This window comes from Mycobacterium sp. E2989, from assembly GCF_001667595.1.
In the GTDB taxonomy this organism is placed as follows: domain Bacteria; phylum Actinomycetota; class Actinomycetes; order Mycobacteriales; family Mycobacteriaceae; genus Mycobacterium.
Map to the genome: position 1 here is coordinate 1 of NZ_LZJX01000132.1, position 25,896 is coordinate 25,896.

24 protein-coding genes are annotated in these 25,896 nt (G+C 66.8%); 13 read left to right on the forward strand and 11 right to left on the reverse strand.

All coding sequences use genetic code 11. The features are described 5' to 3' along the window. Positions 1-193: 193 nt before the first annotated feature. Positions 194-475 carry a putative quinol monooxygenase gene (locus A5680_RS23850; RefSeq protein WP_231977686.1) on the reverse strand — a complete coding sequence of 94 codons (282 nt, stop codon included), beginning with the start codon at positions 473-475 and terminating at the stop codon, positions 194-196. An 878-nt stretch (positions 476-1,353) separates the two neighbouring features. On the opposite strand from A5680_RS23850, the gene A5680_RS23855 reads away from it, so the two are divergent. From A5680_RS23855 to A5680_RS23875, 5 genes are all read left to right on the forward strand, one after another. Further along, complete coding sequence (locus A5680_RS23855) at positions 1,354-2,217, forward strand: alpha/beta fold hydrolase (RefSeq protein ID WP_197499841.1); 864 nt, start codon at positions 1,354-1,356, stop codon at positions 2,215-2,217. A gap of 99 nt (positions 2,218-2,316) precedes the next feature. Then, positions 2,317-3,276 carry an alpha/beta fold hydrolase gene (locus tag A5680_RS23860; RefSeq protein WP_082970485.1) on the forward strand — a complete coding sequence of 320 codons (960 nt, stop codon included), beginning with the start codon at positions 2,317-2,319 and terminating at the stop codon, positions 3,274-3,276. Positions 3,277-3,328: 52 nt separating this feature from the next. Next, entirely contained in the window at positions 3,329-4,222 is an 894-nt protein-coding gene (locus tag A5680_RS23865) for a 2-hydroxy-3-oxopropionate reductase (RefSeq protein ID WP_067823930.1), read from the forward strand. A gap of 142 nt (positions 4,223-4,364) precedes the next feature. Continuing rightward, positions 4,365-5,561 carry a cytochrome P450 gene (locus A5680_RS23870; protein WP_369827709.1) on the forward strand — a complete coding sequence of 399 codons (1,197 nt, stop codon included), beginning with the start codon at positions 4,365-4,367 and terminating at the stop codon, positions 5,559-5,561. 22 nt (positions 5,562-5,583) lie between these two features. Further along, positions 5,584-6,801 carry a CaiB/BaiF CoA-transferase family protein gene (locus A5680_RS23875; RefSeq protein ID WP_067824058.1) on the forward strand — a complete coding sequence of 406 codons (1,218 nt, stop codon included), beginning with the start codon at positions 5,584-5,586 and terminating at the stop codon, positions 6,799-6,801. Between the two features lie 77 nt (positions 6,802-6,878). Here the strand turns inward: A5680_RS23875 and A5680_RS23880 are convergent, their stop codons facing one another. Genes A5680_RS23880 through A5680_RS23905 form a run of 6 tightly spaced genes read right to left on the reverse strand, consistent with a single transcriptional unit; the run spans position 6,879 to position 13,701 of the window. Then, positions 6,879-8,072 carry an acyl-CoA dehydrogenase family protein gene (locus A5680_RS23880; RefSeq protein WP_067823938.1) on the reverse strand — a complete coding sequence of 398 codons (1,194 nt, stop codon included), beginning with the start codon at positions 8,070-8,072 and terminating at the stop codon, positions 6,879-6,881. A gap of 13 nt (positions 8,073-8,085) precedes the next feature. After that, positions 8,086-9,129: an acyl-CoA dehydrogenase family protein gene (locus A5680_RS23885; RefSeq protein WP_067823940.1), complete on the reverse strand. Its 1,044-nt coding sequence runs from the start codon at positions 9,127-9,129 to the stop codon at positions 8,086-8,088. Positions 9,130-9,131: 2 nt separating this feature from the next. Continuing rightward, the gene (locus tag A5680_RS23890; protein WP_067823943.1) at positions 9,132-9,965 is read right to left on the reverse strand and encodes an amidohydrolase family protein; all 834 of its coding nucleotides are present in this window, start codon (positions 9,963-9,965) and stop codon (positions 9,132-9,134) included. Next, positions 9,946-11,613 carry an acyl-CoA synthetase gene (locus tag A5680_RS23895; protein WP_067823946.1) on the reverse strand — a complete coding sequence of 556 codons (1,668 nt, stop codon included), beginning with the start codon at positions 11,611-11,613 and terminating at the stop codon, positions 9,946-9,948. Before A5680_RS23895 ends, A5680_RS23890 begins: the two co-directional genes overlap by 20 nt. 11 nt (positions 11,614-11,624) lie before the next feature. Continuing rightward, positions 11,625-12,827: an amidohydrolase family protein gene (locus A5680_RS23900; protein WP_067824063.1), complete on the reverse strand. Its 1,203-nt coding sequence runs from the start codon at positions 12,825-12,827 to the stop codon at positions 11,625-11,627. 31 nt (positions 12,828-12,858) lie between these two features. Further along, positions 12,859-13,701 carry an enoyl-CoA hydratase gene (locus A5680_RS23905; RefSeq protein ID WP_067823949.1) on the reverse strand — a complete coding sequence of 281 codons (843 nt, stop codon included), beginning with the start codon at positions 13,699-13,701 and terminating at the stop codon, positions 12,859-12,861. Between the two features lie 282 nt (positions 13,702-13,983). Between A5680_RS23905 and A5680_RS23910 the strand changes: the two genes are divergently transcribed. After that, complete coding sequence (locus A5680_RS23910; protein WP_067823952.1) at positions 13,984-14,220, forward strand: CsbD family protein; 237 nt, start codon at positions 13,984-13,986, stop codon at positions 14,218-14,220. 76 nt (positions 14,221-14,296) lie between these two features. On the opposite strand, the gene A5680_RS23915 is transcribed toward A5680_RS23910, so the two are convergent. Beyond that, entirely contained in the window at positions 14,297-15,304 is a 1,008-nt protein-coding gene (locus A5680_RS23915) for a dihydrodipicolinate synthase family protein (protein WP_055404617.1), read from the reverse strand. A gap of 35 nt (positions 15,305-15,339) precedes the next feature. Further along, positions 15,340-16,137: an SDR family NAD(P)-dependent oxidoreductase gene (locus A5680_RS23920; protein ID WP_067823955.1), complete on the reverse strand. Its 798-nt coding sequence runs from the start codon at positions 16,135-16,137 to the stop codon at positions 15,340-15,342. A gap of 221 nt (positions 16,138-16,358) precedes the next feature. Here A5680_RS23920 and A5680_RS23925 point away from each other — a divergent pair, with 221 nt between their 5' ends. After that, positions 16,359-17,168 carry a TetR/AcrR family transcriptional regulator gene (locus A5680_RS23925; protein WP_067823958.1) on the forward strand — a complete coding sequence of 270 codons (810 nt, stop codon included), beginning with the start codon at positions 16,359-16,361 and terminating at the stop codon, positions 17,166-17,168. Between the two features lie 15 nt (positions 17,169-17,183). Here the strand turns inward: A5680_RS23925 and A5680_RS23930 are convergent, their stop codons facing one another. Both A5680_RS23930 and A5680_RS23935 read right to left on the reverse strand, forming a co-directional pair. Next, positions 17,184-18,080, reverse strand: coding sequence for an enoyl-CoA hydratase/isomerase family protein (locus tag A5680_RS23930; RefSeq protein WP_067823961.1), 897 nt, complete (start codon positions 18,078-18,080; stop codon positions 17,184-17,186). Beyond that, a complete protein-coding gene (locus A5680_RS23935; RefSeq protein WP_067823964.1) occupies positions 18,077-18,784 on the reverse strand; it encodes a hypothetical protein in 708 nt (235 codons plus the stop codon). Before A5680_RS23935 ends, A5680_RS23930 begins: the two co-directional genes overlap by 4 nt. Positions 18,785-18,915: 131 nt before the next feature. Between A5680_RS23935 and A5680_RS23940 the strand changes: the two genes are divergently transcribed. From A5680_RS23940 to A5680_RS23965, 6 genes are read left to right on the forward strand one after another with little or no spacing between them, the layout of a single operon-like run. Beyond that, the gene (locus tag A5680_RS23940) at positions 18,916-19,728 is read left to right on the forward strand and encodes an enoyl-CoA hydratase/isomerase family protein (RefSeq protein WP_067823966.1); all 813 of its coding nucleotides are present in this window, start codon (positions 18,916-18,918) and stop codon (positions 19,726-19,728) included. A gap of 9 nt (positions 19,729-19,737) precedes the next feature. After that, positions 19,738-20,550, forward strand: coding sequence for an enoyl-CoA hydratase/isomerase family protein (locus A5680_RS23945; protein WP_055405200.1), 813 nt, complete (start codon positions 19,738-19,740; stop codon positions 20,548-20,550). Then, the gene (locus A5680_RS23950) at positions 20,547-21,332 is read left to right on the forward strand and encodes an enoyl-CoA hydratase/isomerase family protein (protein ID WP_055405201.1); all 786 of its coding nucleotides are present in this window, start codon (positions 20,547-20,549) and stop codon (positions 21,330-21,332) included. The genes A5680_RS23945 and A5680_RS23950 overlap by 4 nt, the downstream gene beginning before the upstream one ends. After that, positions 21,332-22,798, forward strand: coding sequence for a class I adenylate-forming enzyme family protein (locus A5680_RS23955; protein WP_067823968.1), 1,467 nt, complete (start codon positions 21,332-21,334; stop codon positions 22,796-22,798). Before A5680_RS23950 ends, A5680_RS23955 begins: the two co-directional genes overlap by 1 nt. Beyond that, on the forward strand, positions 22,788-24,371 hold the full coding sequence (locus A5680_RS23960) for a class I adenylate-forming enzyme family protein (protein WP_067823971.1): 1,584 nt from the start codon (positions 22,788-22,790) through the stop codon (positions 24,369-24,371). Before A5680_RS23955 ends, A5680_RS23960 begins: the two co-directional genes overlap by 11 nt. Further along, positions 24,364-25,887, forward strand: a complete 1,524-nt coding sequence (locus A5680_RS23965) for a class I adenylate-forming enzyme family protein (protein ID WP_067823974.1) — start codon at positions 24,364-24,366, stop codon at positions 25,885-25,887. Before A5680_RS23960 ends, A5680_RS23965 begins: the two co-directional genes overlap by 8 nt. Positions 25,888-25,896 lie beyond the last annotated feature (9 nt).

Here is a 25,896-nt window from a genome sequence, read left to right on the forward strand (position 1 = left end):
AGGTTAACGACGATCGCCTCCTGGCTACTCCGGGCAATGACTAACTCTGCCGGCGTTGTACGCGCTTTGACCGGCGAACTCGAACATTCGACGTTCGCTCCGTTCGGAGAGCTCCTGCGTGAATCACTCGGCGATGGCGTTGCGGGCCCAGCGGTCTCGGCGGCTCGTTCTTAATAGGCTCGCACGCTCGGGCTCAGCGTGGAATTTCGTGGTAATGATGCTCCTCGTAGTCAGATTTGAGGTATCCGTTAACAGTCTCGTTGAAATTGGTCCAGTGGGGTGTCTTGCCGTGGGCGGTCAGGCTCTCCTGCGAGGCCCAGTGTTCGACGAGGACGTAGCTGTACGGATCGTGGGCGTTGCGCCATAGTTGATAAAGACTGCAACCGACTTCCTTATTGGACTCGATCACCATGTGGTTCAACAGTTTCAGGAAGTTGGCTTCGTGCTCCTGAGCCACGTCGAAGAAAACGTTCAAAATGATCATTCCTTACCCGCCCTTCGGGTTGCTATCGGCTGAGTCGATGAATTCGCGCGAACGCAGCACGTGTGTCTCGGGTTGTTCCTCTGCAATCCAGTGGCAAGAGTTTTCGATAGCCCAGACCGTGACAATGTCGCAGACCTTCGAGAACGCGGCCTCGGCGATCGGAACCGAGAGCTCGCGTCGCCCGGCACGGGCACGGGCACCCTGAGATTACCCTTCTCCGCCAGAATGCGCTGATTATCGACCGCGTCCTGCTTCAAGGCGGGGGACAGTTAAGGCCGGCACGTCTGGCCTCGGGACCGGGGAGTCGGCGACGTATCGTCGCGCGTTCCGATATCGATCGCGTCGTGGTTGGCACTCAGCCGCCTGCAAAACGAGCGTGGACGCGGGAATTCGCTTCCGGCGATGAGTGTCTCGGCGAACCACGCACCAGGCAGGTCGCCAATGAGGTGGAAGGAGATCTTCGGCAATGGCCATCGTCCTCAACACCGACCCGTCGACCAACCAGAACGCTCCGAGTACCTGCATTGGGCGATGAGCGCGGCCATGGTATCTGTGGAGTGACATTGGGTTGACGACGGCCCGGGCGCGACTGCTCATGAGCTGGTTACCCCGCTGGGTAACCTGGCCGTCTGCGTCGGCGAGACCACCGGCAACCGGGTGGTCCGGACGCCAGCGCCCGGAAGGCAACATAACGGGCAAACGAGTCGGACAGCGATCGACTCCAGCCAGAAAAGCGAGCAGACCTCGGTGGCGGCTCGTACGATCACTGGTGGGATCCGTGACCGGTTCCTAATAGATCCTTTTCGTGGTGGCACCGTCGCGGGGCGTCGATCGCGGCGGCGCTGGTGCGCTGAATGGAGGAAAGTTCCGTGCCCTACTCGACCGAACACGATGGGTTCAAGCTCTATTACGAGCGCTCCGGGCAAGGTGTCCCGGTCGTCCTGATTCATGGCAACCCCGGCGACCACCGGGAGTACTCCAAGGTCATCCCCCAGCTCGTGGCGCACGCCGACGTCACAGCCATCGACTTGCGCGGCTACGGCAAGTCGGACAAGCACCTAGAGGACCCAACCGCCTACGCTCTCAGCCGCCAGGTCGGCGGCGTCATCGCCCTGCTCGAAGAGCTGGGTATCAGCAACGCGGTGCTGGGTGGATACGACATCGGCAGCTTCACCGCGCAGACGATCGCTGCGACCCGACCCGACCTGGTGCGGTCACTGGTCATTGCGCCGCCCACCCTCGGTGTTGGGCGACGGATCCTTGAAGAGGACGCGGTGAACGCGTTCGTGCACGCAATCTTTTACAAATCCGAGCTGGTCGAAGAAATCATCGACGGCAACCCCGAGGCTGTCCGCGCTGCACTCAAGGAGAACCTCGTGAACTGGTCGGCGCCCGGATCGACCGTCGTCGACGACCTCCTGGACCACTTGACCGACAACCATTCAGCACCAGGAGCTTTCCTGGCCGGTGTGCTGTGGTTCCGCAACCCTGAAGGCAACCCGATCACCTACTACGCAAACGAGACAACACCGGCCCGCGACGGCAGGTTCTCCAAGCCCATCACCATCTTGTGGCCCGACCATGACCCGTTGTTTCCGCAGGCATGGAGCGACACCCTCGATGACTTCTACGCAGACTTCACCCTCGAATACCTCGACAACTGCGGCCATTTCAGCCCACTCGAGTCGCCTGACACCTGGTCCAAGCGCCTGCTGGAACACATCAGCCGGTGACCATCGGCCACACCGAAATCCCGGTTTCGCAGCTCGCATCACTCACGAAAAGGCCATCGTCATGAGATCGTCGGTTCTACTCGCTGAGCCGCACTGAACGTGGTCGACAACGCCCAACCCGGCCACCACCTAGGCCCAAAACACGCTGTCGAACAACCGGATTCGCGCTGGTTCTCCGGGTTCGACGTCGGTACCTTCGATATCGACGGAACGGCCATCTACGCCCGGTGGGGCGGCAACCCTGACGGACCCGCACTACTGCTCGTGCACGGCTACCCCGAGACCCACCTGATGTGGCGCCACATCGCCGACCGGCTGCGGGACCGCTACTTCCTGGTCATACCCGACCTCCGCGGCTACGGCGCCTCCGCCAAACCGGTCGGGTTACCCGATCACAGCAATTACAGCAAGCGGACCATGGCCAACGACCTCGTCGCGGTCGTGGATCAACTCGGCCGAGAGTCGTTTTACCTCTGTGGGCACGACCGCGGGGCGCGCGTTGCGGCCCGCCTGGCGCTGGACCACCCACAGCGAGTCCGGAAGCTGTCTCTAATCGACATAGCCCCTACCCTCGACATGTACAGGGCCACCAACCAAGAGTTCGCGACCGCCTACTTTCACTGGTTCCTGCTCATTCAGGCCGCCCCACTGCCCGAACTTCTCATCGGAGGCAACCCGGCCGCTTACCTCGCCATCGTGCTGCGACAACTATCAGGCGGGAACGACGACTACCTTGAACGCGATGTGATTGCCGAGTACGAACGCGCCTTCTGCACTCCCGAAACGCTACACAGCACCGCCGAGGACTACCGGGCGAGCGCCGGCATCGACCTCGAACACGATCAACGCAGTCGCGATCGCGGACATCGGATCGCCTGCGACACACAGGTTCTGACCGCTGAGAACGGAGCAGTGCACCGCCTTTTCGACGCTCACGTCCTCTGGCAAGCCCAGTGTGCTGCAACTGTCACCACGATGACGCTGCCTTCGGGACATTTCATCCCCGAAACGCTGCCCGACGAGACCGCCGCGGCATTAGTGAGCTTCTTTCGCACCTGACCCGGGTCTGCCACTCCGAATCGGTTGAATCACAGAAAAAGCGAGGGTCCTAGTGAGTGCGGTCGCCTTCATCGGTCTCGGAATCATGGGCAGTCCCATGGCTGTCAATCTCGTCCGCGCGGGTTATCACGTGGTCGGATACAACCGATCGCCTCACCGAGCTTCCGACCTCGTCGCCGCCGGCGGTGTTGCCGCCGAGTCCATCGCCGACGCAGTCCAGCACGCCGACACCGTCGCCCTCATGCTGCCCGACTCCCCCGACGTCGAAGCCGTGCTGACCGACGACGGTGGAGTTTTCGAGAATGCCCAACCGGGTGCGCTGATCATCGACTTTTCCAGCATTCGGCCCGACGTCACGCGCGCGCTATCCAGCCGGGCGGGCCAGCGCGGCCTCCGGATGATCGACGCCCCGGTCTCGGGCGGCCAGGTTAGCGCCATCAACGCCGAACTCTCGATCATGGTGGGCGGCAGCCCCGAGGATTTCGCGGCGGCGCAACCGGTGCTGCAAGCGGTCGGCGCCCACGCCGCACTGGTCGGAACCTGCGGCTCAGGGCAGACGGTGAAAGCCGCCAACCAGCTCATCGTCGCGGGCAACATCCAACTTCTTGCCGAGGCGCTCGTCTTCCTCGAAGCGCATGGTGTGGACACTCACGCGGCGATCGACGTCCTCAGCGCAGGCCTCGCCGGATCAGCGGTACTTGATCAGAAAGCCCACAACATGTTGAGCAGGTCTTTCGCTCCAGGCTTCCGCATAGACCTGCACCACAAAGACCTCGGCATCTTCGCCGAGGCAGCGCGCAACGTCGGCGCCATCAGCCCTGTCGGTTCCCTCGTTGCTCAACTCGTGGCCGCCGCCCGGGCCAACGGTGACGGAAGCCTCGACCACTCCGCACTCCTGCGCGGAGTTGAACGGCTCTCCGGTCGAGAGGTAAGGGATAGCGCCTGAGTCCGCATCCCGGGCACCTCAGCAGTCGCCGCTGACTTCCGCGGGGCGCATCGGCAGCCCGCCAATATTGTCTACTGTAAGAACTACAGTACGATCTTACGCAAGGCCTGCCCCGTTCCTGCTGGAGATGCTGGAGTGCTACGTGACGACCGACGTTCGCAGCAGTAACGAGACCGTCAGCCTGCGCGACCCCTACCCGTTCTTCGCCCGTAAGCGCCGCGAGGCCGGGGTTTTTCGGGGGACGGTGATGGACTACTCCAAGACGCCCGAGGCGCTGATGCCCAAGCGCGAGTACTCCGCGGTCTCCTTCGAAGCGGTGAACAAGGTGTTTCGGGACGGCCGGGTGTTCAGCTCCGCGCCGTACGACAAGACGATCGGCCTGTTCATGGGGCCGACCATCCTGGCGATGGAGGGAAAGAAGCACCGCGACCATCGCAACCTGGTGTCCGCGGCGTTCAAGTCCAAGGCGCTGGCCCGCTGGGAGGACACCATCGTGCGGCCGATCTGCAACGCGCTGATCGACGAGTTCATCGACAACGGCCACGCCGACCTGGTCCGCAATTTCACCTTCGAATTCCCCACCCGCGTCATCGCCCAACTTTTGGGCTTACCCGCCGACGACCTGCCGGCGTTCCGCAAGCGCGCGGTGCAATTGATCAGCTACCACGTCGACTATGAGCGCGCCTTTGAAGCGTCGGCGGCGCTCAAGGATTACTTCGTCGGGCAGATCGAACGGCGCAAGTCCACTCCCACCGAGGACATCATCGGCGATCTGGTCACCGCGGAGATCGACGGCGAAAAGCTAAGCGACGAAGCCATTTACTCCTTCCTGCGGCTGCTGCTGCCGGCCGGGCTGGAGACCACGTACCGCTCGTCGGGCAACCTGCTCTACCTGCTGCTCACTCATCCCGACCAGTTCGCCGCGGTGCAAGCCGACCCCGGGCTGTTGCCGCAGGCGATCGAGGAAGGACTGCGCTTCGAGACGCCGCTGACCACCGTGCAGCGCTTCACCACCGAGGACACCGAACTGGAGGGCGTCGAGATTCCGGCGCGGTCGGTGATCGGCATGTGCATCGGGGCCGCCAACCGCGACGAGCGGCGCTGGGAGCGCTCGGAGCAGTTCGACATCTTCCGCAAGCACCTGCCGCACATCTCCTTCGCCGCCGGCGAGCACACGTGCCTGGGTCTGCACCTGGCGCGGTTGGAGACCCGCGTCGCGGTGGAGTGCCTGCTGGATCGGGTAACCAACGTCAGCTTGGTGACCGACGACGACCCCCACATCCACGGCCAGCCCTTCCGTTCGCCGACTTCGCTTCCCGTGACGTTCGACGCCAAGTAGGGTCCCGAAAATGGTCAAAGTGATGTCGGGCTTCCGGGTCCTCGAACTTGCGCAATTCACCTTCGTCCCGGCGGCGGGCGCCATCCTGGCCGACTGGGGCGCGGACGTCATCAAGGTCGAACACCCGCTGCGCGGCGATACCCAACGCGGCTTCATCAACATGGGTGGCATCCAACTCGATCCGGAGCGGCACCCGCTGATGGAACATCCCAACCGGGGCAAGCGCAGCGTCGGGATCGACGTCTCGACGCCGGGCGGTCAGGAGGTGATCTACGAACTGGCCAAGACCTCCGACGTGTTCCTCACCAACTACATGCCGGCACAGCGGCAGAAGCACAGGTTCGATGTGGAGCACATTCGCGCGGTGAACCCGAACATCGTCTACGCGCGCGGTTCGGCATACGGCGACAAGGGCGCCGAGCGTGACACGGGCGGCTACGACGGGACGGCGTTCTGGACGCGCAGCGGCATCGGGTACGCGCTGACCCCGGAGGAGCTGGGTGGTGCGCTGGGACAAGGCATCCCAGCGTTCGGCGACTCCATCGGCGGCATGTTCATCGCCGGCGGCATCTCCGCGGCGCTGCTGCATCGCGAGCGCACCGGCGAAGCCCTCGAGCTCGACGTGTCGTTGCTGAGCACCGCGTGGTGGGCGGCGGGCGCGAGCGTGACGCAGGGCATGGAGACCGGACAGGTGATGCGCACCCCGATGCCGGGCGCCGCCGGCGCGGTGTCGGTGAACCCCTTCATGGGCAACTACGAAACCTCCGACGGCGGCACCATCAACCTGTGCATCATCAGCCCGACCGGTCTGATCCGCGACACGTTCGAGCATCTCGGCATCCCCGAGGCGGCCGACGACCCCCGCTTCTCCGACGTGCTGCCCCTGATCCAGAACGCCAGCGCGGCCGCCGAGCTGATCACAAAGGCCTTCGCCGCCAAGCCCTTCGACTACTGGCGGCAACACCTGAAGACGATGAAGGGCCAGTGGGCGCCGTTCCAGAGCCTGCTCGACCTGGTCGAAGACGAGCAGGCGCTGGCCAACGACATGGTCAGCGAGGTCGAGCTCGCCAGCGGCGGAAAGCCTTTCCGCGTCGTGCGCGGCCCGGTGCAGTTTAACCACGAGCCGCTGGTGACCACGCGGGCACCGCAGGCCTCCGAGCACACCGAGATCGTGCTGATGGAGCTGGGCATGGATTGGGACCGCATCGAGGAACTGAAGGAGTCGGGAGCCATTGCATGACTGAGCTTTCGCCGAGCGTGCACTTAGGGCGAAAAGTGGGCTGATTTCCCGCCCTGGATGCACGTTCGGCGCGCGATTCAACCCGCCTTCTTGGCCGGCGGCGCGTACGCGGGCTTGCCCAGACCGAGCATGTACTGGGCGATCATGTTGCGGAACACCTCCAGCGTGCCGCCATAGATTCCGACCAGCGGGGCGAATCGGTACGCGTATTCGGCGCTGCCGTCATCGGCGGCCCCGTCGGTCCCGAAGGGCAGCGTCGAGGCCGTGCCGAGGATGTCCATGAGTTCCGGGGAGATGTCACGCATCGTCTGCGCGATGGCGACCCGGCCGAAGATGCTCGGGGTGGCCAGCGCCGTCTCCAGTCGGGCAACGCAGCGGCCCAGCCGATACGCGACGGACCTGTCGTCGATGAGCCGGCGCCCGTCACCGTCGGGTCGTGTCACGGCCGCCGCGGCCCGGTCCACGGCCTGGGACAGAAATCCGGCCTGGTGCATCATGATTGACGTGTCCTGCAGCCCGTCCGGCGCGGCGGCGACGGCACCGTGCTCGACGTTGAGCGGTTCGCGCAGCACCGTCCAGCCGCCGTTCACCTCGCCCAGCCGGTACTTGTCGGCCACCCGGACGTCGCTGTAGTAGACGATGTTCGTCCGATCACCGTCCACCGTGCGGATGCCCTGGATTTCGATGCCCGGCGAATCCAGCGGGACCAGGAACATGGTCAGGCTCTTGTGCTTCGGCGCGTCGGGGGCGGTGTTGGTGATCAGGAAAACGTACTGGCAGTTGTGGGCGCCGGTGGTGAACATCTTGGAGCCGTTGATGATCCATTCGTCCCCGTCACGTACCGCACGCGTCTTACAGGTGGCGACATCGGAGCCGCCCTCGGGTTCGGTGTAGCCGAGGCACAACCGCACCTCGCCGCTGAAGACCTTCGGCAGCACCTCCTCGCGCAGTTGCGGCGACCCGAACTTGTCCACCGAACGGGCCACCATCGCGGTGGTCCCCCACGTCACCCAGGGAACGTGCACCCGCCGCTTCTCCAGCTCCCAGACCCGGCGCCGCACCCGGCTGAAACCGCCCTCGGATTCGGGCTTCCACTCGGCCGCCAAATAGCCTGCGGCGCCCAGCTTCAGGTGCAGGCCCTCGTCGAAATTGTCGCCCGTTTCCCGGTCCCGGCGCCTTACCTCTTCGGTCATGTGCGTGGCCAGAAAGCTGCGCGCCTCGTCGCGGAATGCCTTGTCCTCGTCGGAGAGCTCGACGCGGGAGAAATCCATGGTGCGCTCCTTCCTAGGCCGGCTGGGCCTCGCGGGCGGCCACGATCTCGGCGATGCGCTGGGCCGCGGTGCCCGGATCGCCGCCCGCCAGTGGCCATCCCCGGGCTCGCACGAGGTACGCCGTCGCGGCGGCTTCCGAGGAGACCCCGAGGCCGCCTTGGATGTGGACGGCCATCGTGGCGGCCCTGGCGGCCTCCTCGGCCATGAAGACGAAAGCGGACGGCGCCAATTCGGGACGCTCGTCGGGTTCGTTGTCCAGGAACCAGGCGGCACGGCGCGCCAGGTTCCGCCCGCCCTGGACGGTGATGGCCATGTTCGCCAGTGGATGCGAGATCGCCTGCAGGGTGGCGATGGGCACGCCCAGCGTGTATCGGGTCTTGGCGAACTCGGCCGCGATGGTCATGGTCTCCTCCACCAGCCCGACCAGCGCCGCCGCGGTCAACAGCCGCCACTCGTCCAGCGCCAGTAGGTAAGCCGCGGTCGCGTCGGGCCCCGCGGCGAGGGTCTCACGCGCATCCGCCGCGGCCGGGTCCACCCAGGCCATCGGCAGGCGGCCGATGTTGTCGACCTTCGCCGGGCGGGTGGCGAAGGTCAGGCGGACGACCTCGTCGCCATCGCGCACGATGATCTGGTCGGCGATCGAACCGGAGGGAATCAGCCGCGGGCCGCGGCCGGCGTCGATGCGCGGGTCGAGCGCGGCCAGCTGCTCTCCATCGGCCACCCCGGCGACGTCGGCGCCCAGACGCCCAAGCAGCCGTGCGGCGCAGACGTGGTCGATCCACGGCACCGGCGCCAGCGACCGGCCGAGTTCCTCGGCCACCAGGGTGAGGTCGACCAGGGTGGCGCCGTCCCCGCCGCACGACTCGGGCAGCGCCATCGTGGTCGCGCCCATCCCGCACAGCCTTTCCCACAGGTTCTTGTCGAAACCCGACGGCTCTGCGGCGCGGACGGTTTCGATCGAACAGTGGGTCTTGAAAAACTGTTTGTAAGCATCCTGCAGGGCCACATGGTCGGGCGACAGACTGTAGTCCAGTCTGCGTAGTTCGAAGCGGTCCATCGTTACTCGTCCTTCCCGAAGAAGAAGAAGTCCTGCGCGTTGTTGTAAAGGTAGTTGTCCAGCACCTCGGCGGGTAGATCCAGCGCACGGGCTTCCGGTATCACCCGCCGCATGGGCAACACCGGCCAGTCCGACGCGTAGATCACCTTGTTGGCACCGCGCGTGCGCATGTAGTGCAGCAGGCTCTCCGGCAGCCGCTTGGGCGACCACGCCGACGTCATGAGCCGAAGGTTGGCGTACTTGAGCAGCAACCGGATGGCGACGTCCCACCACGGGTCGGCGCCGTGGATCATGCACAGCCGCAGTTCGGGAAAGCGCACGCAGACCCGGTCGAGGTGCATGGGATGCTGGACCTCGCCGGGTATGGGCGGTCCCGGGATGCCCGTGTTGATGCAGAGCGGGAGATCGAGCTCGGCGCACTTGGCGTAGAGCGGGTAGTACACCGCGTCGCTGGGCGGGTACTGGCCGTCACCCCAAAAGCTAGGCCCCACTACGGCATACGCGACGGGCAGCTCGCCCGCGACGGCGGTCAGCTCGCGCAGTGACCGCACCGGGCGCAGCAGGTTCACCCCACCCATGGCCAGCGCGAACCGGTCGGGCTTGGCTTCGACGAACTTGCGCGCGGTCGTGGACGGGTTGGCGAGCGAGTCCATCAGGATCGCCTTGCGCACACCCTGTTCGTCCATCTCGGCGAGCAATTCGGACAGGTCGACCGGCGCGAACATCGACTCGGGCCCCTTGAAATAGTCGTCCCTGACCTTGAGCATCCACGTCGGCTGGGATTCGGCCTCCCCGAAGTGGACGTTCACCAGGCAGTCAATCGCTTTGGTGTTCATGACTTCCTTCAGGGTCGGACGGAACCAGCGCGGTCACCGGAACATGTTGGGTAGCTTGCTCTCTGGCCCACCGGTAGTTGGGCTTGCCGTTGCCGAGGCGTTCGATCTGCTCGACGAAGATGATGGCCTTGGGCGCCTTGAAATGCGCCAGTTGCGCCGTGCACGCGTCGTGCAGGGCGTCTGGGCGCAGGGGCGCGTCCGGGTGCGCCGCGACGAGGGCGACCACCTCTTGCCCCCACCGCTCACTCGGACGCCCGACGACCAGGGCGTCGACGACGCCCGGCTGCGCGCGCAGCACTTCCTCGACCTCTTCGACGAAAACCTTTTCCCCACCGGTGTTCACGACCAGCGAGTCGCGGCCGAACAGGCGAATGGTGCCGTCGGATTCGAGCGATGCCCGGTCGCCCGGAATCACCACCCGCTGGCCCTCGATTTCCGGGAACGTCCGTTGGGTGGCCTCGGCGTCGCCGAAGTAACCGAGCGGAATGCGGCCGGTCCGGGCGGCCCAACCGACCTCCCGCTCACCGGGGCGCAGGAAGCGGGTGCGGTCGGCCGACACCACGGTGGCCCCCTCCCTGGGCTGGAACGTCTCGCTGGCGGTCCCCTCGCGGCTGTGCCCGAACGCCATGTTGCCGCTCTCGGACGACCCGTAGCCCTCGATGATGGTGATGTGGGGCAGGCATTCCATCAGTGCGCGTTTGTGTTTCGCGTTGGTCGCGGCCCCCCCGGTGCCGATTGCCTGCAACGAGGACAGGTCGTACGAACGCGCGCGCAGCTCGGCGATCAGCGGCCCGGCGTACGCGTCGCCCACCATCGTCATCATGCCCACCTTCTCGCGCTCGGCGGTTTCCCAAACCGAACGCACGTCGAGCTTGTTGCGGTCGTCGTAGAGCACCACGGGCAGGCCCGCGCAAAGCGCGGCGAAGGCGGTCCACATGCCGGCGGCGTGCATGAGCGGAGACACCGCGAACCACGGCTGCCCGCCACCGGCGACCTTGTCGTGGATCTCGGTGACGCTGGCATGATCGGCGCCCACCATCGACGACACGTACATGTCGCTCTGCCGCCACAACACGCCCTTCGGGCGGCCGGTCGTTCCGCCGGTGCACATCATGATCAGGTCGTCCGGGGATCCCTGGTCCTCGCGCTCGGGGCTGGCGGCCGCCAGGGCGTCGTCGAGCGAAACCGCCTTCGGCAGCTGCGGAACCGCGCTGCCGTCGTCGATGGAGATCAGCAACTCGGTGCCGGCCGGCGGCAACACGTCGGCGAACCGGGCGCCGAGCGAGCGGTGATAGATGATGCCGCGGGGCTTGACGTAGTCGAGCAGATCGCTGATTTCCCGCGGCGAGTAGTGATGGTTGACGTTCACCGGGACCGTGCGCGCCTTGAGGCAGCCGATCAGCATGTCGGGGTAGAGGTCGTTGTACATCAGCAGCGCAATGCGGTCCTGGCCGCACTCCCACCGCTGCAGCCCGGCACGCTCCGCGTAGACACCGAACCCCTTGCCGCCCAGATAGTTCGCCAATCGGTCGGTGCGCCGCGCGGATTCGGCGAACGTGCTCTTGCGGTCACCGCACACGGTCATCAGGCGGTCGGGCACGACGTCTGCGATGGCGTCGAGAACCGCGCCTACCGTCCATTCACTCATCGCGTAAGCGGCTAGACGGTCGACGCGACCGGAATGCCCAGCAGTTCGAGGGCGTTGTCGCGCATCACTTTTCGAATATCGGACTCGCTGAAGCCCTTGAGCTCGTCGGCGAACGACACCGGCAACTCGAGGCCTTCGCCGTGCGGCCAGTCGGAACCGAACAGGATCTTGTCGATGCCGATGACGTCGGCCAACTCCGTCAGATCGTCCTCGTAGTAGGGCGCGATCCACACGTTGTTGCGCAGCTGCTCCACCGGGTCCTCGGGGAAATGCCGCGGGTAGTTGTTGGCCACCTTCTTCAGCCGCTTGATCAGCCGATGCACGAAGTACGAACCGTTTTCGATGCTGACCGCCCGCAGTGCGGGGTGGCGGGTGAACACGCCGTGCACGATCATCGAGGCCATCGTGTCATGGATGGCGCGGTCGTCGAGGAGAACCTGGTCCAGGGGATCCTTCTCGCCGAACCCCTCGAAGGTCGCCTTGCCGCCCCACTGCGCCGCGATGTGCAGATAGCCGCTGTCGCTGAGGTGAAAGCCCACCGGCACCCCGGCCTCGGCCAGGCGCGCCCACACCGGGTCGTGACTGCGATCGCCCAGCGACCGCGGCTTCACGACACCGGGCACCGGGGCCGGCCGCACCAGCACCAGCTTGGCACCCCGGGCCAACACGAAGTCGACCTCTTCGAGCGCATTGGCCGGATCGGCGAGCGAGACGATCGGCGCGGCGATGATGCGGTGGTCGGGCCGGTCGAATCCCCAGTCCTCGTCGAGCCACAGGTTGAACGCGTGCAGCGACGCCATCGTCGCCTCGATGTCCCCCTTGAGCGCCTCCTCGACGCCGCACGCGAAAGTCGGCAGCATGAACGCCGTTTCGATGTCCTGGGTGTCCATCACGGCCACCCGCGCGTCGCGGTGTTGGTACTCGGGGTGGCTGGCCAGCCGCTCGACCTTCATCAGCGAGGCCGGGTCAACTCCCTCGGGAATCTCACCGCGGAACAACAAGTCCAGGCATCCCGGCACGATGATCGGGTCGAAGGTGGGGTTGGGGATGAAATGGTTGACCCGATCCCCGATCACCGCCCAGGTGCGCTTGCCGTCGTTGACCATCTGCACGCCGCGGCGCTTGAACCTCTTGTCCAGGTGGCGGGTGAAGGCGTCCAGCGGCTCGTAGTAGTGGTTGTCGACGTCGATCGCCTGATAACCCAAGGTGGACATGATCATCCTTTCCGGCCCTACCGGCGAAACACTAAGCGTCGGTCGAGTTGAGCGAGGGGAATTGCGGGGGTCGCTTCTCGAGGAAGCTGGTGATGCCTTCGATGACGTCCGGACGTGGCATCGCCTCGTGCAGCAGCACCTCGGCGCGCGACGTGGCGTCCACGACGTCGCGGGTGGCGTCGCCGTACACCTGCCGCTTGATCACTTCCATCGAGGCCGGCGAGCAATTGCGGGCGATGTCCTCCGCGTAGTCCAGCGCGCGCTTCATCAGGTCCTCGGGCGCGAGCACTTCCTTGACGAGGCCGAGCGCGGCCGCCTCCTCGGCGAGGAAGGTGCGGCCACTGAGCAGCAGGTCCAGGGCGACACCCCAGGTGGTGAGGCGCGGCAGGATCCAGGAGATGCCGAACTCCGCGATCAGCCCGCGCCGGGCGAAGACCGCGGCGAACTTGGCGCCGGCGGCCGCGAACCGGACGTCGCACATCAGCGCCTGGGTCAATCCGATGCCTACGCAGGCGCCGTTGATGGCCGCGATGACGGGCTTGCGCAGCGTCGTCACGAAATGCGGCGGCCGCTCCCCGACCAGATCGGCGAGGTTGGTTTGACTCGCCTTCTCCATCGTGTCCCCGTAGGTCGGAGCGGAACTCGGCGCGCCCAGATACGCGCCGGCGCAGAAACCCTTGCCCCGGCCGGTCAGCACGATCGCCCGGATGGCCGGGTCCCGTTCGGCGCGGTCGATGGCGGAGTAGAACCCGGCGGCGATGTCCGGCCCCCAGGCGTTGAGGCGCTCCGGCCGGTTGAAGGTCACGATCGCGACGCCGCTGCCGGTGGCCTCGTAGAGCACTGCGTCCTCGGAAGCGCCGTCGCTGCCGGACATCTCCCCCGCTACCTCCTCACGATCGCCTACCGGATTGCGCGATATTTTGTACGCATACTGTATACCTATCGGTACCGTTTTCCACAACCGCCGCCGGACCCCCGCGAACCCCGGCCGAACTGCGGATTTCGAGTCACTGAACCGCACCTGCGACAGCGGTCGCCGACGCCTGCCGATCGGCTCGTCCGCGGGTGTGGCGAGCGCCACGTCCCATCCACGTTTGCTATCAGCGGCGAATCGGGAAAGCCCTCACAGATACCCACTACCAGGGAGGGAAACGCAATGGTTGACGTCAAGAGCGGCCCGATCGAGGCGATCCAGGGCATCGTCGAGGCTGTGTTCGGCAAGGCCAAGGAGATCGTCGGCACCATCATCGGTCGCAACGATCTGGTCAACGAGGGCCAGGCCCAGCAGGACAAGGCCGACGCCCAGCGCAGCGCGGCCAAGAAGGAAGCCGCGGCCGAGAAGGCCCGCGGCAAGGCCAAGGCCGCGGAGGCGCGGGAGAAGGCCGAGCAGTAAACGGTTCTCGAGAGGCCCGGTCACCGTCGGTGGCCGGGCCGCTCGGTTTTTACTGTGGGGCAGCCCTTTTGAGCCGCTACGCGCCGATGAGGCCGAGGCGGCGGTAGGCCCGCTCGATCTGGGACTTGGCTTCGGGCGGCAGCTCCGCTTGCGGCGGCCGCGAATGCGGGTAGGAGCCGATTGGCAAGCCCAGCAGCGAGGCGGCGTACTTGAACGCGCCGCCCCAATGGGTGAAATAGTCGGGCCGCCCGGGGTAGCACGTCCACCACGATCCGACGTCGAGGTCGAACTGGTCCAGTCCCGACTCGCGGCCGAAGTCCATTGCCTCCAGCAGCTTGTCGTTTTGCACCAAATCCCAGTACTGGGAAAACAATCGCCGCCGCGGCGTCTCGAACAGGTAGCCTGCGGTGCCCAGTTGCGCGGGGCAGACGATGCCGTCACGTAGCCACCCAGCGCGATATACCGTCTTGTCGCACTCCCAGAGCACCAAGCCGGGGGCCAGTTGGTGCAGCAGCCGACTGCTCGCGGGCCGGAAGGCGCCCTCTTTGGTGGCGCACACCGCGGGCACCTCGTCGTAGATCCGCGCGCTTTCCGCCGCGGTCAGCACATAGCCGGACGACGGCGAGTTGAACATGCCCAGGGCGATGTCGGTGCGGGCGGCGATGTATTTGAAGAATCGCAGCACGCCCTCCCCGCCGTGCGCCTCCATCATCGGCGTTTGGATGTAGGCGATGTCGGCGCCGGCCTCCTGGGCGTGCAGCGTCAGGTTCAGACAATCCTTCGCGGACATGGCCGCCGTGCACGCTTGCACGACAACGTCGGGGTTGGCGGCGCGGCCCTCTTCAATTGCGACCTCCAGCAAGCGCTTTCGCTCGTCGAGGGTCAACGACCAGAACTCGGACAGCCCGCTGGTGCACCACAGCATCGGGTGTCCGAGGTCGCCGACGCAGTAGCGGACAAGCGTCCGATATGCCTCCCAGTCGATGTCGTCCCCGTCCGGACCGCAGAATGGGGTGTAGAGGGAGTCGCCGATTCCCCGCAGTGCCCCGCGCGCCCACGCGCGCGCCTCGCTTGCCGTCGCCACGGCGACCTCCTTCTTCTCAGCCGACTTTCGGACCCTCAGGTGAAGTCCGAACCACCGTCGACGTTGATGTTGGCCCCGGTCATGTAGGAGTTGCGCCGCGAGGCGAGGAAGGCGACCACCGGCCCGATCTCCTCCGGCAGGCCCGCCCGGGGCATGTGCGCGGGGTGGCCAAAGTGTTTGGCAATGGCGTCCATCAGCGCGTAGGGGTCGTCGCCGTCGACACCGACCGACTTGGCCCAGCCGACGAGCGACTCGGAGGCGATGCTGCCGGGCGACACCACGTTGACCAGAATCTCGTCCTTGGCCAACAACAGCGAGAGGTTTTTCGAGACGCTCGTCAGCATCGATTTGGCCGCCGTGTACGCGGGCAGCATGACGCTCTGCCGCTGGGTCGAGTGCGCCGAGAAGTTGACCATCCGCGCCCATGGCGCCTTGCGCAGCAACGGAAGTGCCGCGCGGACGCAGCGCACCATCCCGAGCACGCCGTCTTCGACGGCCTCGCGCCACTGCTCGTCGGTCAGATCGTCGAATGTGCCCGCGGCGCCGGGACCGACCGTGTTGACGAGCACGTTGAGTTCGCCGCCCCAGCGGCGGTCGAGCTCGGCGAACGCCGCGTCGACCTGGCCGGCGTCGGCGATGTCGGCGACGAGCCCAAGCGCATCGGCGCTTCCGCGCGCCTGCAGATCGGCCACCGCCGAGTCGAGCGCGTCACGACTACGGCCGACGACCGCGACCCTGGCGCCCTCGTCGGCGAGGCAACGGGCGGCCGCCAAACCCATCCCCCGGCTGCCGCCGACGACCGCCGTTGTGGCATTCGCCAGGCCTAAATCCATGGCAATTCCCGTGGCTTATCGGGTGACTCGTTCAATGGCTTGTGCCCGGTCATCTTCGCCCGTCCAGCCGTCGTTACCAAAAAGCCTACGATAGGTATTACAGTAGCAGATGGAAAAACGCACGGAAGGCCGGTTGACGGTCATCGTCGAGCGGCGATACGCCTACGTATGCGCAGGTGAGTCGGCAGGGCTCGCCGACCGCATGCACAGGATACATCGTGATGGAGGTGCCCGTAGTGGCAAAGCAAGCTACCGCCGATAAGCGTCAACGACGCGAACGCGGATCCATCAATCCCGATGACATCATCAGTGGCGCATTCGAACTCGCGGAACAAGTGTCGATTGACAACTTGAGCATGCCGCTGCTGGGCAAACACCTGGGCGTCGGCGTCACCAGTATCTACTGGTACTTCCGCAAGAAGGACGACCTGCTCAACGCGATGACCGATCGGGCGTTGAGCAAGTATGTGTTCGCGACCCCCTACGTCGAAGCCAGTGACTGGCGGGAGACGTTGCGCAACCACGCGCGCTTGATGCGCAAGACGTTCATGGGCAACCCAATTCTGTGTGATTTGATCCTGATTCGCGCGGCGCTCAGCCCGAAGGCCGCGCGGCTGGGTGCCCAGGAGATGGAGAAGGCGATCGCCAATCTGGTCGAGGCCGGCCTGTCGCCGGAGGACGCCTTCGACACGTATTCGGCCGTTTCGGTGCACGTCCGCGGGTCGGTGGTGTTGCAGCGGTTGTACGAGAAGAACCAATCGACCGATGTCGGCCAGCGTGCCATCGAGGACGCCGTCGCCATCGATCCCGAGAACACCCCGCTGCTTGCTCAGATCAGCCGGATCGGTCACCGGATCGGCGCCCCCGACGAGACCAATTTCGAGTACGGCCTGGGCTGCATCCTCGACCACGCCAGCCGGCTGATCGAAGAGGGCAAGGGAGCGAAAGCCGGCAAGGCGGCGCCGTCCCGGCAGCGTAAGGCCGCCAAGTCACCCGGGTCGCGGGCGCGCACCAAGGCCCCGGCGCGCTAGCCGGCGAACCGCTTATCACGCTTCGGGTTCCGGCACGTCGAAGTGCTCATCTCGAAGCCGGAACGCCTCCTTTGTTCCGTGCTGTGCGCGGGTTTTGACGAAGTTGAACTCGCCCGGCCCGAATTGCAGATTGGTGCCGAAGGCGTGAAACAGATAGCTGGCGACCTCCTCACCCTGGTACGCCTGACTCTGTTCGACGAGCCGGAATGCCTCCTTGGCGATGACCACCCCGTCGGCGGGCATCTTCGCCGCCTTCTCTGCCCAGTACCGCGCCCGCGCCGGGACGGCGGCGGAATCGCATGTGTCGGTGAAGATTCCGAGATGTTCGAGCTCGCCGGCCTCGATCACGTCGCCGGTCAGCAGCAGGCGCCGGGCCAGCACCGGCCCCAGCCGGTGGAAGAACATGTGCAGGCTCCCCAGCGCGGGGCCGAGGAACCGGGTCGCCGGCATGCCGATCTTCGTGTCGCGCGCTATCACCGAGATGTCCGTCATCAGCGCCATCTCGAAGCCGCCGCCGAGCGCGTAGCCGGCGATCTCCCCCACGGTGACCTTGGGGAACCCCATGAAGTTGTGATAGAAGCCAAATGACTTGCGGTCCACCGTGAGGCGCCGACGCTGACTGGGGCGGCGCCTTGCCGACGAGTCATCGCCCGGTTGTTCCGGCTTGCCATACCAGCCATATGCGTTGTTCATGTCGGCCCCGGTGGAGAAGACGCCACCGGCGCCGCGCAACAACACCACCGTCAGGTCATCGTCTTCGGCCACCCGGTCCAGGCAGCGGGCCACCGCCTCGCGCATCGCGGCGTCGTAGGAGTTGCGCTGCGCCGGGTTGTTCAGCGTGATCGTCGCGATCCGGCGATCGCGGTCGACTTCGAACAGCACGCGATCGTCCGGGGGGCTCGGGGCAGTCATCTATCGGACTCCTTTCGCCGCCTGCCGAATCGAAATCCGGTCAGCTTCTCCGGCCGTGATGCCAACGTGTTCACCTCGCCGGTGCAGAGCACTTCGTCGTCCAGCAGCAGCCGTGCCGTCGAGGCGATGCCGCGTTCGATGTGCGAGCGGGCGATGTCGAACCGCAGCTCGGTCAACACCGGCGTCGGCCGGCGGAATGTCACGACCAGCGAACGCGTCTTGCCCGAAAGACCCGTGACGCAATTGTGGTGTTGGATGGCGCAATCGAAGAAGACACCCAGGAAGCCGCCGTGCACCAATCCCGGGGGACCCTCGTAGGCCAGCGGGAAATTCACTCGCCCGGCCGCCTTTTCGGCGTCGAGGTGGTCGAACTGATACTCCGGAAAACAGGGGTTGTAGGCGCCGATGTCGGTCGCATGGTTGAGGTAGACACGTCGGGGATCGTCGGGGACGTCACCTATGCGCGGCGCGTTGTCGGCCGGCGCCGCGGCGCTCAGCTCGCGCTCCCACTCCGCGAACTTCGTCACCATGGCATCCACCGTCGGGTGCGGGTGTTCGAGCGAAAGCAGCAGTGCGGTCAGGCGCCGCATGGCGCCGGCGGCGGCCACGGTCTGGGCAAGGGGCTGCTCGCCGAATCGGGCGTCGCCTGCGCGGGTCGATTCGGGCGCGACCTGCCCGTCGGTTCGCCCCTCCTGCAAGGCCATGCTTCTCTCTTTTCGCTCGGGTTCCGGCCCGGCTATTTCCGGCGGCAGCGTACCCTGCTAACTTATACAGCGTATCAATCGTATTGCCTACTGTATGGGTAACCGTATCGGCAGAAAGGCCGGATTCGACGGTGAGTCAGGAGGCCGAGGCGGCCGGTGCCGACGGCTCGGTGACAGTGCGCCGGGAGGGCGCGGTGTTGCGGGTGACGCTCGATCGCCCGTCCCGGCGTAACTCGTTGACCCAGAACATGATCGAAGCCTTGGTGGGGGCACTGACCGATGCCGCCACCGACGATGCGCTGCGCGCCCTTCACATCCGGGGCGGTGAGGACTTCTGCGCCGGGGTGGACTGGGTCGCCGGCAACGACCGGCAGCGCCCGCGCACCGGGGATCTGGTGCGGCGCATCCCCCACCAAGCTCACCGCGTCATCGAGCTCGTGACGAGCATCCAACTGCCGGTGCTTTGCAGCGTGCGAGGCCGGGCGGCGGGGTTCGGCTGCAATCTCGCGCTGGCCGCCGACTTCACCGTCGCCGCGGCCGACGCGGTGTTCTGGGAACCTTTCGTGGACCGCGGATTCAGCCCCGATTCGGGCGCCACCTGGCTGCTGCCCCGGCTGGTGGGCCTGGCGCGGGCCAGGCGCATGCTGCTGCTGGGCGAGCAGGTCAGCGGGGTGGACGCGGCGGATTGGGGATTGATTCACCAAGCGGTGAGCCCCGCCGAACTCGATGACACCGCCGAGAAGTTGCTGGAGCGGCTGGCCGCGGGGCCGACGACCGCGATCGGGCTGGCCAAGCAGGCGCTCGGCTTCGGTCAGCACGCGACCCTGACCCAATCCATGACCCAGGAACTGTTCAACCTCGAACTGTCCTGCCGGACAGCCGATTTCAAAGAGGGCCTGGCGGCCTTTCGGGAGCGGCGACCACCGAAGTTTCACGGCCGATGAGGGAGCAGGATGCCTACTGACTCGTTCGACACCATCAATTACGAGGTCGACGGGCATACCGCCACCATCACGCTGAACCGTCCGGATGCCCTCAACGCGCTCAGCCCGCACATGATCACCGAACTGCGGGCCGCCTACGACGAGGCCGAAAACGACGACAAGGTATGGGTACTCGTCGTCACCGGCACCGGTCGCGCCTTCTGCACCGGGGCCGACGTCAAGGCCATACCCGGCGACGGCAAGGTCATCTACGAGCGGCCGTACCTGTCGACGTACGAGCAATGGGAGGCCCCCCAGGAGGGCACACCGCCATTCCGCCAGATGGCCAAACCGGTGCTGACCGCCGTCAACGGGTTGTGCTGCGGTGCGGGCCTCGACTGGGTGACCACGTCGGACATCGTCATCGCGTCCGACCGCGCGACGTTCTTCGATCCCCACGTCAGCATCGGCCTGGTGGCCGGGCGCGAGCTGGTGCGGCTGGCCCGGGTGCTGCCCCGTTCGGTCGCCTTGCGGATGGCGTTGCTGGGCAAGCACGAGCGGATGGGCGTCCAGCGGGCCTTCGAGTTGGGATTGATCAGCGAAATCGTCGAGCACGAACGGCTTCTCGAACGCGCCCACGAACTCGCCGGGATCGTCAATTCCAACGCGCCGCTGGCCGTGCGCGGGACCCGGCTGGCGATCCTCAAGGGCCTCGATCTGCCGCTGCACGAAGCCGAGATGCTCGCCGAAGCGTTTCGCGAGCGCGTACTGCGGACCGAGGACGCGCTCGAGGGCCCCAAAGCCTTCGTCGAGAAGCGGGCGCCGGATTGGCAGTGTCGATGACGTTCGAGACGATCCTGCTCGAAATCGACGCGGCCGACCGGGTGGCGACCATCACGCTGAACCGGCCCGACCAGTTGAACGCGTTCAACCGCACCATGTGTGAGGAGATGGCCCGCGCCTGGCGCGCGGTCAAGCTCGACGAGTCGGTGAACGCCGTGGTGCTGCGGGCGGCGGGTGACCGCGCGTTCAGCGCCGGGCTGGACATCAAAACACCGTACGGGCAGCCCGAAAACGTCTGGAACCACGAGGATCCCGGCGAGGCCCTCAGCCCGAAGTGGCAAAAGATGTGGAAGCCGGTCGTGTGTGCCGTCCAGGGCATCTGCACCGCGGGCGCCTTTTACTTCATCAACGAATCCGACATCGTCATCTGCTCGGAGGGCGCCACCTTCTTCGACTCGCACGTGTCGGCCGGCCTGGTCTGTGCGTTGGAGCCGATCGGCCTGATGCGGCGCATCGGCCTGGGCGAGACCTTGCGCATAGCACTGATGGGCAACGACGAACGGGTCAGCGCCGACACCGCGTTGCGAATCGGATTGGTATCGGAGGTGGTCGCCGCCGACCGGCTCTGGGACCGCGCGCACGAGATCGCCGCGACCATCGCCGCGAAGCCACCGACCGCGACTCAGGGCACGGTCAAGGCGATCTGGGAGTCGCTCGACAAGCCTTACCGCGCGGCCATGGAGCAGGGCCTGATCTATACCCGGCTGGGCAATCCGCTCGGTACAGCCGAACTCGCCGCCCAGCGGGGCGAGGCCGGTGCGGGCGAACCGAAGATCCGTTGATGGTGCGTCACCCCCTCAGTCAGCGCATCGCCGACGTTCTCGACCTGCAGCCGGACGCGCACGCGATTGAGTTTGCGGGCCAATGGCACTCGTGGCGGCAGGTGGGCGATGCGGCGCGGCGCATCGCGTCGCAGGCCGGCCCAGGCCCGGGGGTCGGGATGCTGCTGCGCAACCGGCCCGGCCACGTGGCGGCCTTCCTCGGGGTGCTCCTGGGCGGCGGAACGGTCGTCACCATCAACCCCTCGCGCGGGGACGAGCGCACGCGCGCCGACATCGCCCCGCTGGAGTTGCCGTTGATCATCGGCGAGGCCGACGACCTGGCCGCGCAGGTCCCGCCGGGTATCCGGACGCTGGCGATCTCGGCTTGCCTGGAGGGTGGGCCCGTGCGCCATGGCGAGGGTCCCATCGCCCGGGCCGACGTCGCGGTTCGGATGCTGACCAGCGGTACGACGGGCCCGCCCAAACGCATCGACATCGGCTACGACATGCTGGCCCGCAGCGTGATGGGCGCCGACCCCGACAGCGCCCCGGCGCCCCAAGAGCTACGGCGGGGTGTGGCGATCGTCAACTCACCGCTGGTGCACATCGGCGGCGTGTTCCGCGTGCTGCAGTGCGTCGCCGAGGCCAGACCGTTCGCACTCCTCGAGCGGTTCGAACTCAATGCGTGGACCGACGCGGTGCGCAGGCACCGGCCGCGGACCGTATCGCTGGTACCCGCGGCGCTGCGAACGGTGCTGCACTCCGACGTGCCGAGGGCCGATCTCGCGAGCATCCGGGCCGTCACCTGCGGCACGGCCCCGCTGACGGCCGACGACGCGGATGCCTTCACCGACAAGTACGGCATCCCGGTCCTGACCTCCTATGCCGCAACGGAATTCGGTGGCGGCGTGGCGGGTTGGACCCTGCCCGATTACCAACGGCATTGGACCGCCAAACGGGGTAGCGTCGGCCGTGCAAACCCCGGGGCGCAGCTGAGGGTGGTCGGGGACGACGGCACGCCGCTCGGCGCCGACCAGGTCGGCCTGGTCGAAGTCAAGCCGGGCCAGCTTGGCCCGTCGGCGCCGTGGATGCGAACCACGGACATGGCCCGCATCGACGCGGACGGCTTCGTCTGGATCGTCGGCCGGGCCGATCAGGCGATCATCCGCGGGGGGTTCAAGGTGATGCCCGACGACGTGCGCACCGCCCTGGAGAGCCACCCCGCGGTCGCCGGCGCGGCGGTGATCGGCCGCCCCGATCAGCGCCTGGGCGCGACGCCGGTCGCCATGGTGGAATTGCGCGAATCCGCGTCCGTCGAACCCGAAGCGCTGGCGCGATATCTCCGAAATAAGTTGGCGCGCTATGAGATTCCCACCGAGATCGCGATCGTCGACGCCATCCCGCGGACCCCGTCGGGCAAACCCGATCTGGGCGCGGTCCAGCGCTTCTTCAGCGCGCCCGCCGCCCACACCGACCATGCGCGGTGACGCCCCGACCGTCGCCGAGGTCCTGGCATACCAGGCCCGCTCGCGCGGAGACCGCCCGCTGCTCGTCTGCGACGGCGACCGGATCGGTTACCGGGAAGCCGAGGAGCGGTCGGCGGAGCTGGCCCGCGGACTGATCGCGGCCGGCGCGGGCAAGGGCACCCATGTTGGCCTGCTCTATCCCAATGGCGTGGGCTTCGTCGTCGCGATGCTGGCGGCGGCGCGGATCGGAGCCGTGGTCGTCCCGTTCTCGACGTTCGTCACCGCACGCGAGTTGCACGAGCAGCTGCTCGACAGCGACGCCGAAATCCTGTTAGCGGCGGCGTCTTTCCGCCGCCACAACTATGCGCAACAACTCGAAGAGCTGCTTTCGGATCCAGAGTTCGAATCCGACCTGCCCTTGTTCTGCGTGGCCGCACCGCAACTGCGGCAGGTGGGCATCGACCACCGCCCCGACGCGGTGCGACGCGTCCGCGACATCGACCGGTTCTATCGTCTGGCCGGCACCGTGAGCCCCGAGCTGCTGACGGCGACGCAAGACGATGTCCACGGCTGCGATCCGCTGGCCATCGTGTACACCTCGGGCTCCACCAGCGCCCCCAAGGGGGTGGTGCACACGCACGCCGCGCTGCTTGCGCATCAGCGGAACCTCAACGAGATCCGCGGATTGACCGCGGACGACAAGCTGTTCTGCAATTCGCCGTTCTTCTGGATCGGCGGATTCGCGTTCGGGCTGCTCGCGACGTTGGTCGCCGGGTCGACGCTGGTGTGCTCGAATGCCGACGATCCCGGCGCGACGCTCGACCTGCTGGAGGCCGAAAGACCCACCCTGACCAATGGTTTCAGCGCCACGATCGCTCACCTGGCCGATCATCCGAGTTTCGGCCGTCGTGACCTGTCATCACGGCGGGGCAACCTGTACCCGATCATGGCGCCCGACGTTCGACCGGCGGATCCGGAGCTGCGGCACAACATGCTCGGGATGACCGAAGCCGGCAGCGTCGTGCTGATCAGCGACGACGACACCGATCAACCCGAGCGCAGGCGCGGGTCGTTCGGCAAGCCGGCGCCCGGCTTCGAGACCATGATCCTGGACCCGGATCCCTCGGGAGTCGGTGAACTGTGCATCCGCGGACCGTACGTGATGCAGCGGTACTACCGGCGCAGTCGCGAGGAGTGCTTCGACGCCGACGGCTGGTTCCACACCGGCGATTTGGTGCGGTGCGACGCCGAGGGATTCTTCTACTACGTCGGCCGCCTCAGCACGATGATCAAGACCGCGGGCGCCAACGTCTCGGCGGAAGAGGTCGAGCGGGCCATCACCAAGGTCACCGGCGGGCTGGCCGCGCACGTCACCGGCGTGCCCGACGCCCAACGGGGAGAATTGGTCGCGGCGGTCGTGGTGGTGCCCGACGGCGCCACGTTCGACGGTGCCGCCCTGCGCGACCGGCTCAAGACGGAACTGTCGGCATACAAGATTCCCCGCCGGTTGCTCGCCGTGTCGCGCTCGCAGCTGCCGCTGCTCTCCAGCGGCAAGGTCGACCGGGCACAGCTGAGGAAGCTCCTCGATGACTGACAAAACAACCATCGACGAGCTGGTGCGTTCTCGCGCCGAGCTTTACGGCGACAAGCCGATGGTGATCGACCCGGGGTCGCGCACCAGCTACCGCCAACTCGAGGCGACCACAAGGCATCTCGCCGCGGTCTTCGTCGAGGCCGGCGTCGGCAAGGGCACCCGGGTCGGGCTGATCATGCCCAACGGCACCCGCTGGGTCGAGGTGGCACTCGCGGTGACCCGGATCGGGGGCGTGCTGGTCCCGCTGAGCACCCTGCTGACGGCGACCGAACTGACCGCGCAGCTGCGTGCCGCGGCGGTGCAAATCCTGATCAGCGTCGAGGAATTCCGCGGTCATCGTTACCTCGACGACCTCCCACCGCGCAGCCGGCTGCCGGCCCTGCGCGGGGTCTGGACGGCCGCCCGGCTCGCCGGCACCACCGCCGGCGATCGGGCCCATGGACTCGTGGACGCCATGACGCAGACGGTCGCGCCCGCCGACCTGCTGGTCATCACGTTCACCTCCGGCAGCAGCGGGGCGCCCAAGGGGGTCATGCATTCGCACGGCAGCGCGCTGGGCGCCGTGAACTCGGGCCTGGCCACGCGCTGCATCACCGCCGACACCCGGCTGTATCTGCCGATGCCCTTCTTCTGGGTCGGCGGATTCGGCAGCGGAGTGCTGTCGACGCTGCTGGCCGGCGCCACCCTGGTGACCGAGGAGATACCGCGGCCGGAGACCACGCTGCGGCTGCTGGAGGCCGAGCGGGTGACGCTGTTTCGCGGCTGGCCCGATCAGGCCGAGACCCTGGCGCGGCACGCCGCCGCGGTCGGCGCCGACCTGTCGGCCCTGGGCGCGGGCAGCCTGCAGGCCCTGCTGCCGCCCGAGCGGCGTGCCCAACCCGGCGCCCGGGCCGCGCTGTTCGGCATGACCGAGGCGTTCGGCCCATACTGCGGCTACCCCGCCGACACCGACCTGCCACCGGCGGCGTGGGGCAGTTGCGGAAAGCCGTTCGGCGGCATGGAGGTTCGCATCGTCGACGCCGACACCGGCGAGCCCGCCGCGGCCGGCACCGTCGGCGTGATCCAGATTCGGGGCCCGCACACGCTGCGCGGCATCTGCGGTCGCAGCCGAGAGGAGTTGTTCACCGCCGACGGGTTTTACGCCACCGGCGACCTGGGCCGGCTCGACGAGCAGGGGTTCCTGTTCTACCACGGACGCTGCGACGACATGTTCAAGGTCAGCGGCGCCACCGTATATCCCGGCGAGGTAGAACGCGCGCTGCGCACCATCGACGGCGTCCGCGGCGCCGTTGTCACCAACGTCCCCGGGCCGGCGGGCCAACGGGTGGGCGCGGCCGTGTTGTGCGACGGCGCGGTGTCCACCGATGAGCTGAGCCGGAGCGCGCGAAAGCTGCTGAGCGCCTTCAAGGTACCGACGGTGTGGTTGCTGTTGGGGTCGGACGACGACGTCCCGCGCGGCGGGACCGGTAAGGTCGACACCGGCCGGCTGCGCGAGATGCTGGCGTCGGCGGGGTGACCGTTGGCG

Bases quoted from the DNA above. Each gene is read 5' to 3' on its own strand.
- A5680_RS23875 (WP_067824058.1), top strand. From the start codon at position 5,584: ATGTCGGGCTTCCGGGTCCTCGAACTTGCGCAATTCACCTTCGTCCCG.
- A5680_RS23950 (WP_055405201.1), top strand. From the start codon at position 20,547: ATGACGTTCGAGACGATCCTGCTCGAAATCGACGCGGCCGACCGGGTG.
- A5680_RS23890 (WP_067823943.1), bottom strand. From the start codon at position 9,965: ATGAACACCAAAGCGATTGACTGCCTGGTGAACGTCCACTTCGGGGAG.
- A5680_RS23955 (WP_067823968.1), top strand. From the start codon at position 21,332: ATGGTGCGTCACCCCCTCAGTCAGCGCATCGCCGACGTTCTCGACCTG.
- A5680_RS23900 (WP_067824063.1), bottom strand. From the start codon at position 12,827: ATGTCCACCTTGGGTTATCAGGCGATCGACGTCGACAACCACTACTAC.
- A5680_RS23965 (WP_067823974.1), top strand. From the start codon at position 24,364: ATGACTGACAAAACAACCATCGACGAGCTGGTGCGTTCTCGCGCCGAG.
- A5680_RS23930 (WP_067823961.1), bottom strand. From the start codon at position 18,080: ATGACTGCCCCGAGCCCCCCGGACGATCGCGTGCTGTTCGAAGTCGAC.
- A5680_RS23885 (WP_067823940.1), bottom strand. From the start codon at position 9,129: ATGGACCGCTTCGAACTACGCAGACTGGACTACAGTCTGTCGCCCGAC.
- A5680_RS23960 (WP_067823971.1), top strand. From the start codon at position 22,788: ATGCGCGGTGACGCCCCGACCGTCGCCGAGGTCCTGGCATACCAGGCC.
- A5680_RS23910 (WP_067823952.1), top strand. From the start codon at position 13,984: ATGGTTGACGTCAAGAGCGGCCCGATCGAGGCGATCCAGGGCATCGTC.
- A5680_RS23945 (WP_055405200.1), top strand. From the start codon at position 19,738: ATGCCTACTGACTCGTTCGACACCATCAATTACGAGGTCGACGGGCAT.
- A5680_RS23895 (WP_067823946.1), bottom strand. From the start codon at position 11,613: ATGAGTGAATGGACGGTAGGCGCGGTTCTCGACGCCATCGCAGACGTC.
- A5680_RS23935 (WP_067823964.1), bottom strand. From the start codon at position 18,784: ATGGCCTTGCAGGAGGGGCGAACCGACGGGCAGGTCGCGCCCGAATCG.
- A5680_RS23925 (WP_067823958.1), top strand. From the start codon at position 16,359: ATGGAGGTGCCCGTAGTGGCAAAGCAAGCTACCGCCGATAAGCGTCAA.
- A5680_RS23905 (WP_067823949.1), bottom strand. From the start codon at position 13,701: ATGTCCGGCAGCGACGGCGCTTCCGAGGACGCAGTGCTCTACGAGGCC.
- A5680_RS23880 (WP_067823938.1), bottom strand. From the start codon at position 8,072: ATGGATTTCTCCCGCGTCGAGCTCTCCGACGAGGACAAGGCATTCCGC.
- A5680_RS23920 (WP_067823955.1), bottom strand. From the start codon at position 16,137: ATGGATTTAGGCCTGGCGAATGCCACAACGGCGGTCGTCGGCGGCAGC.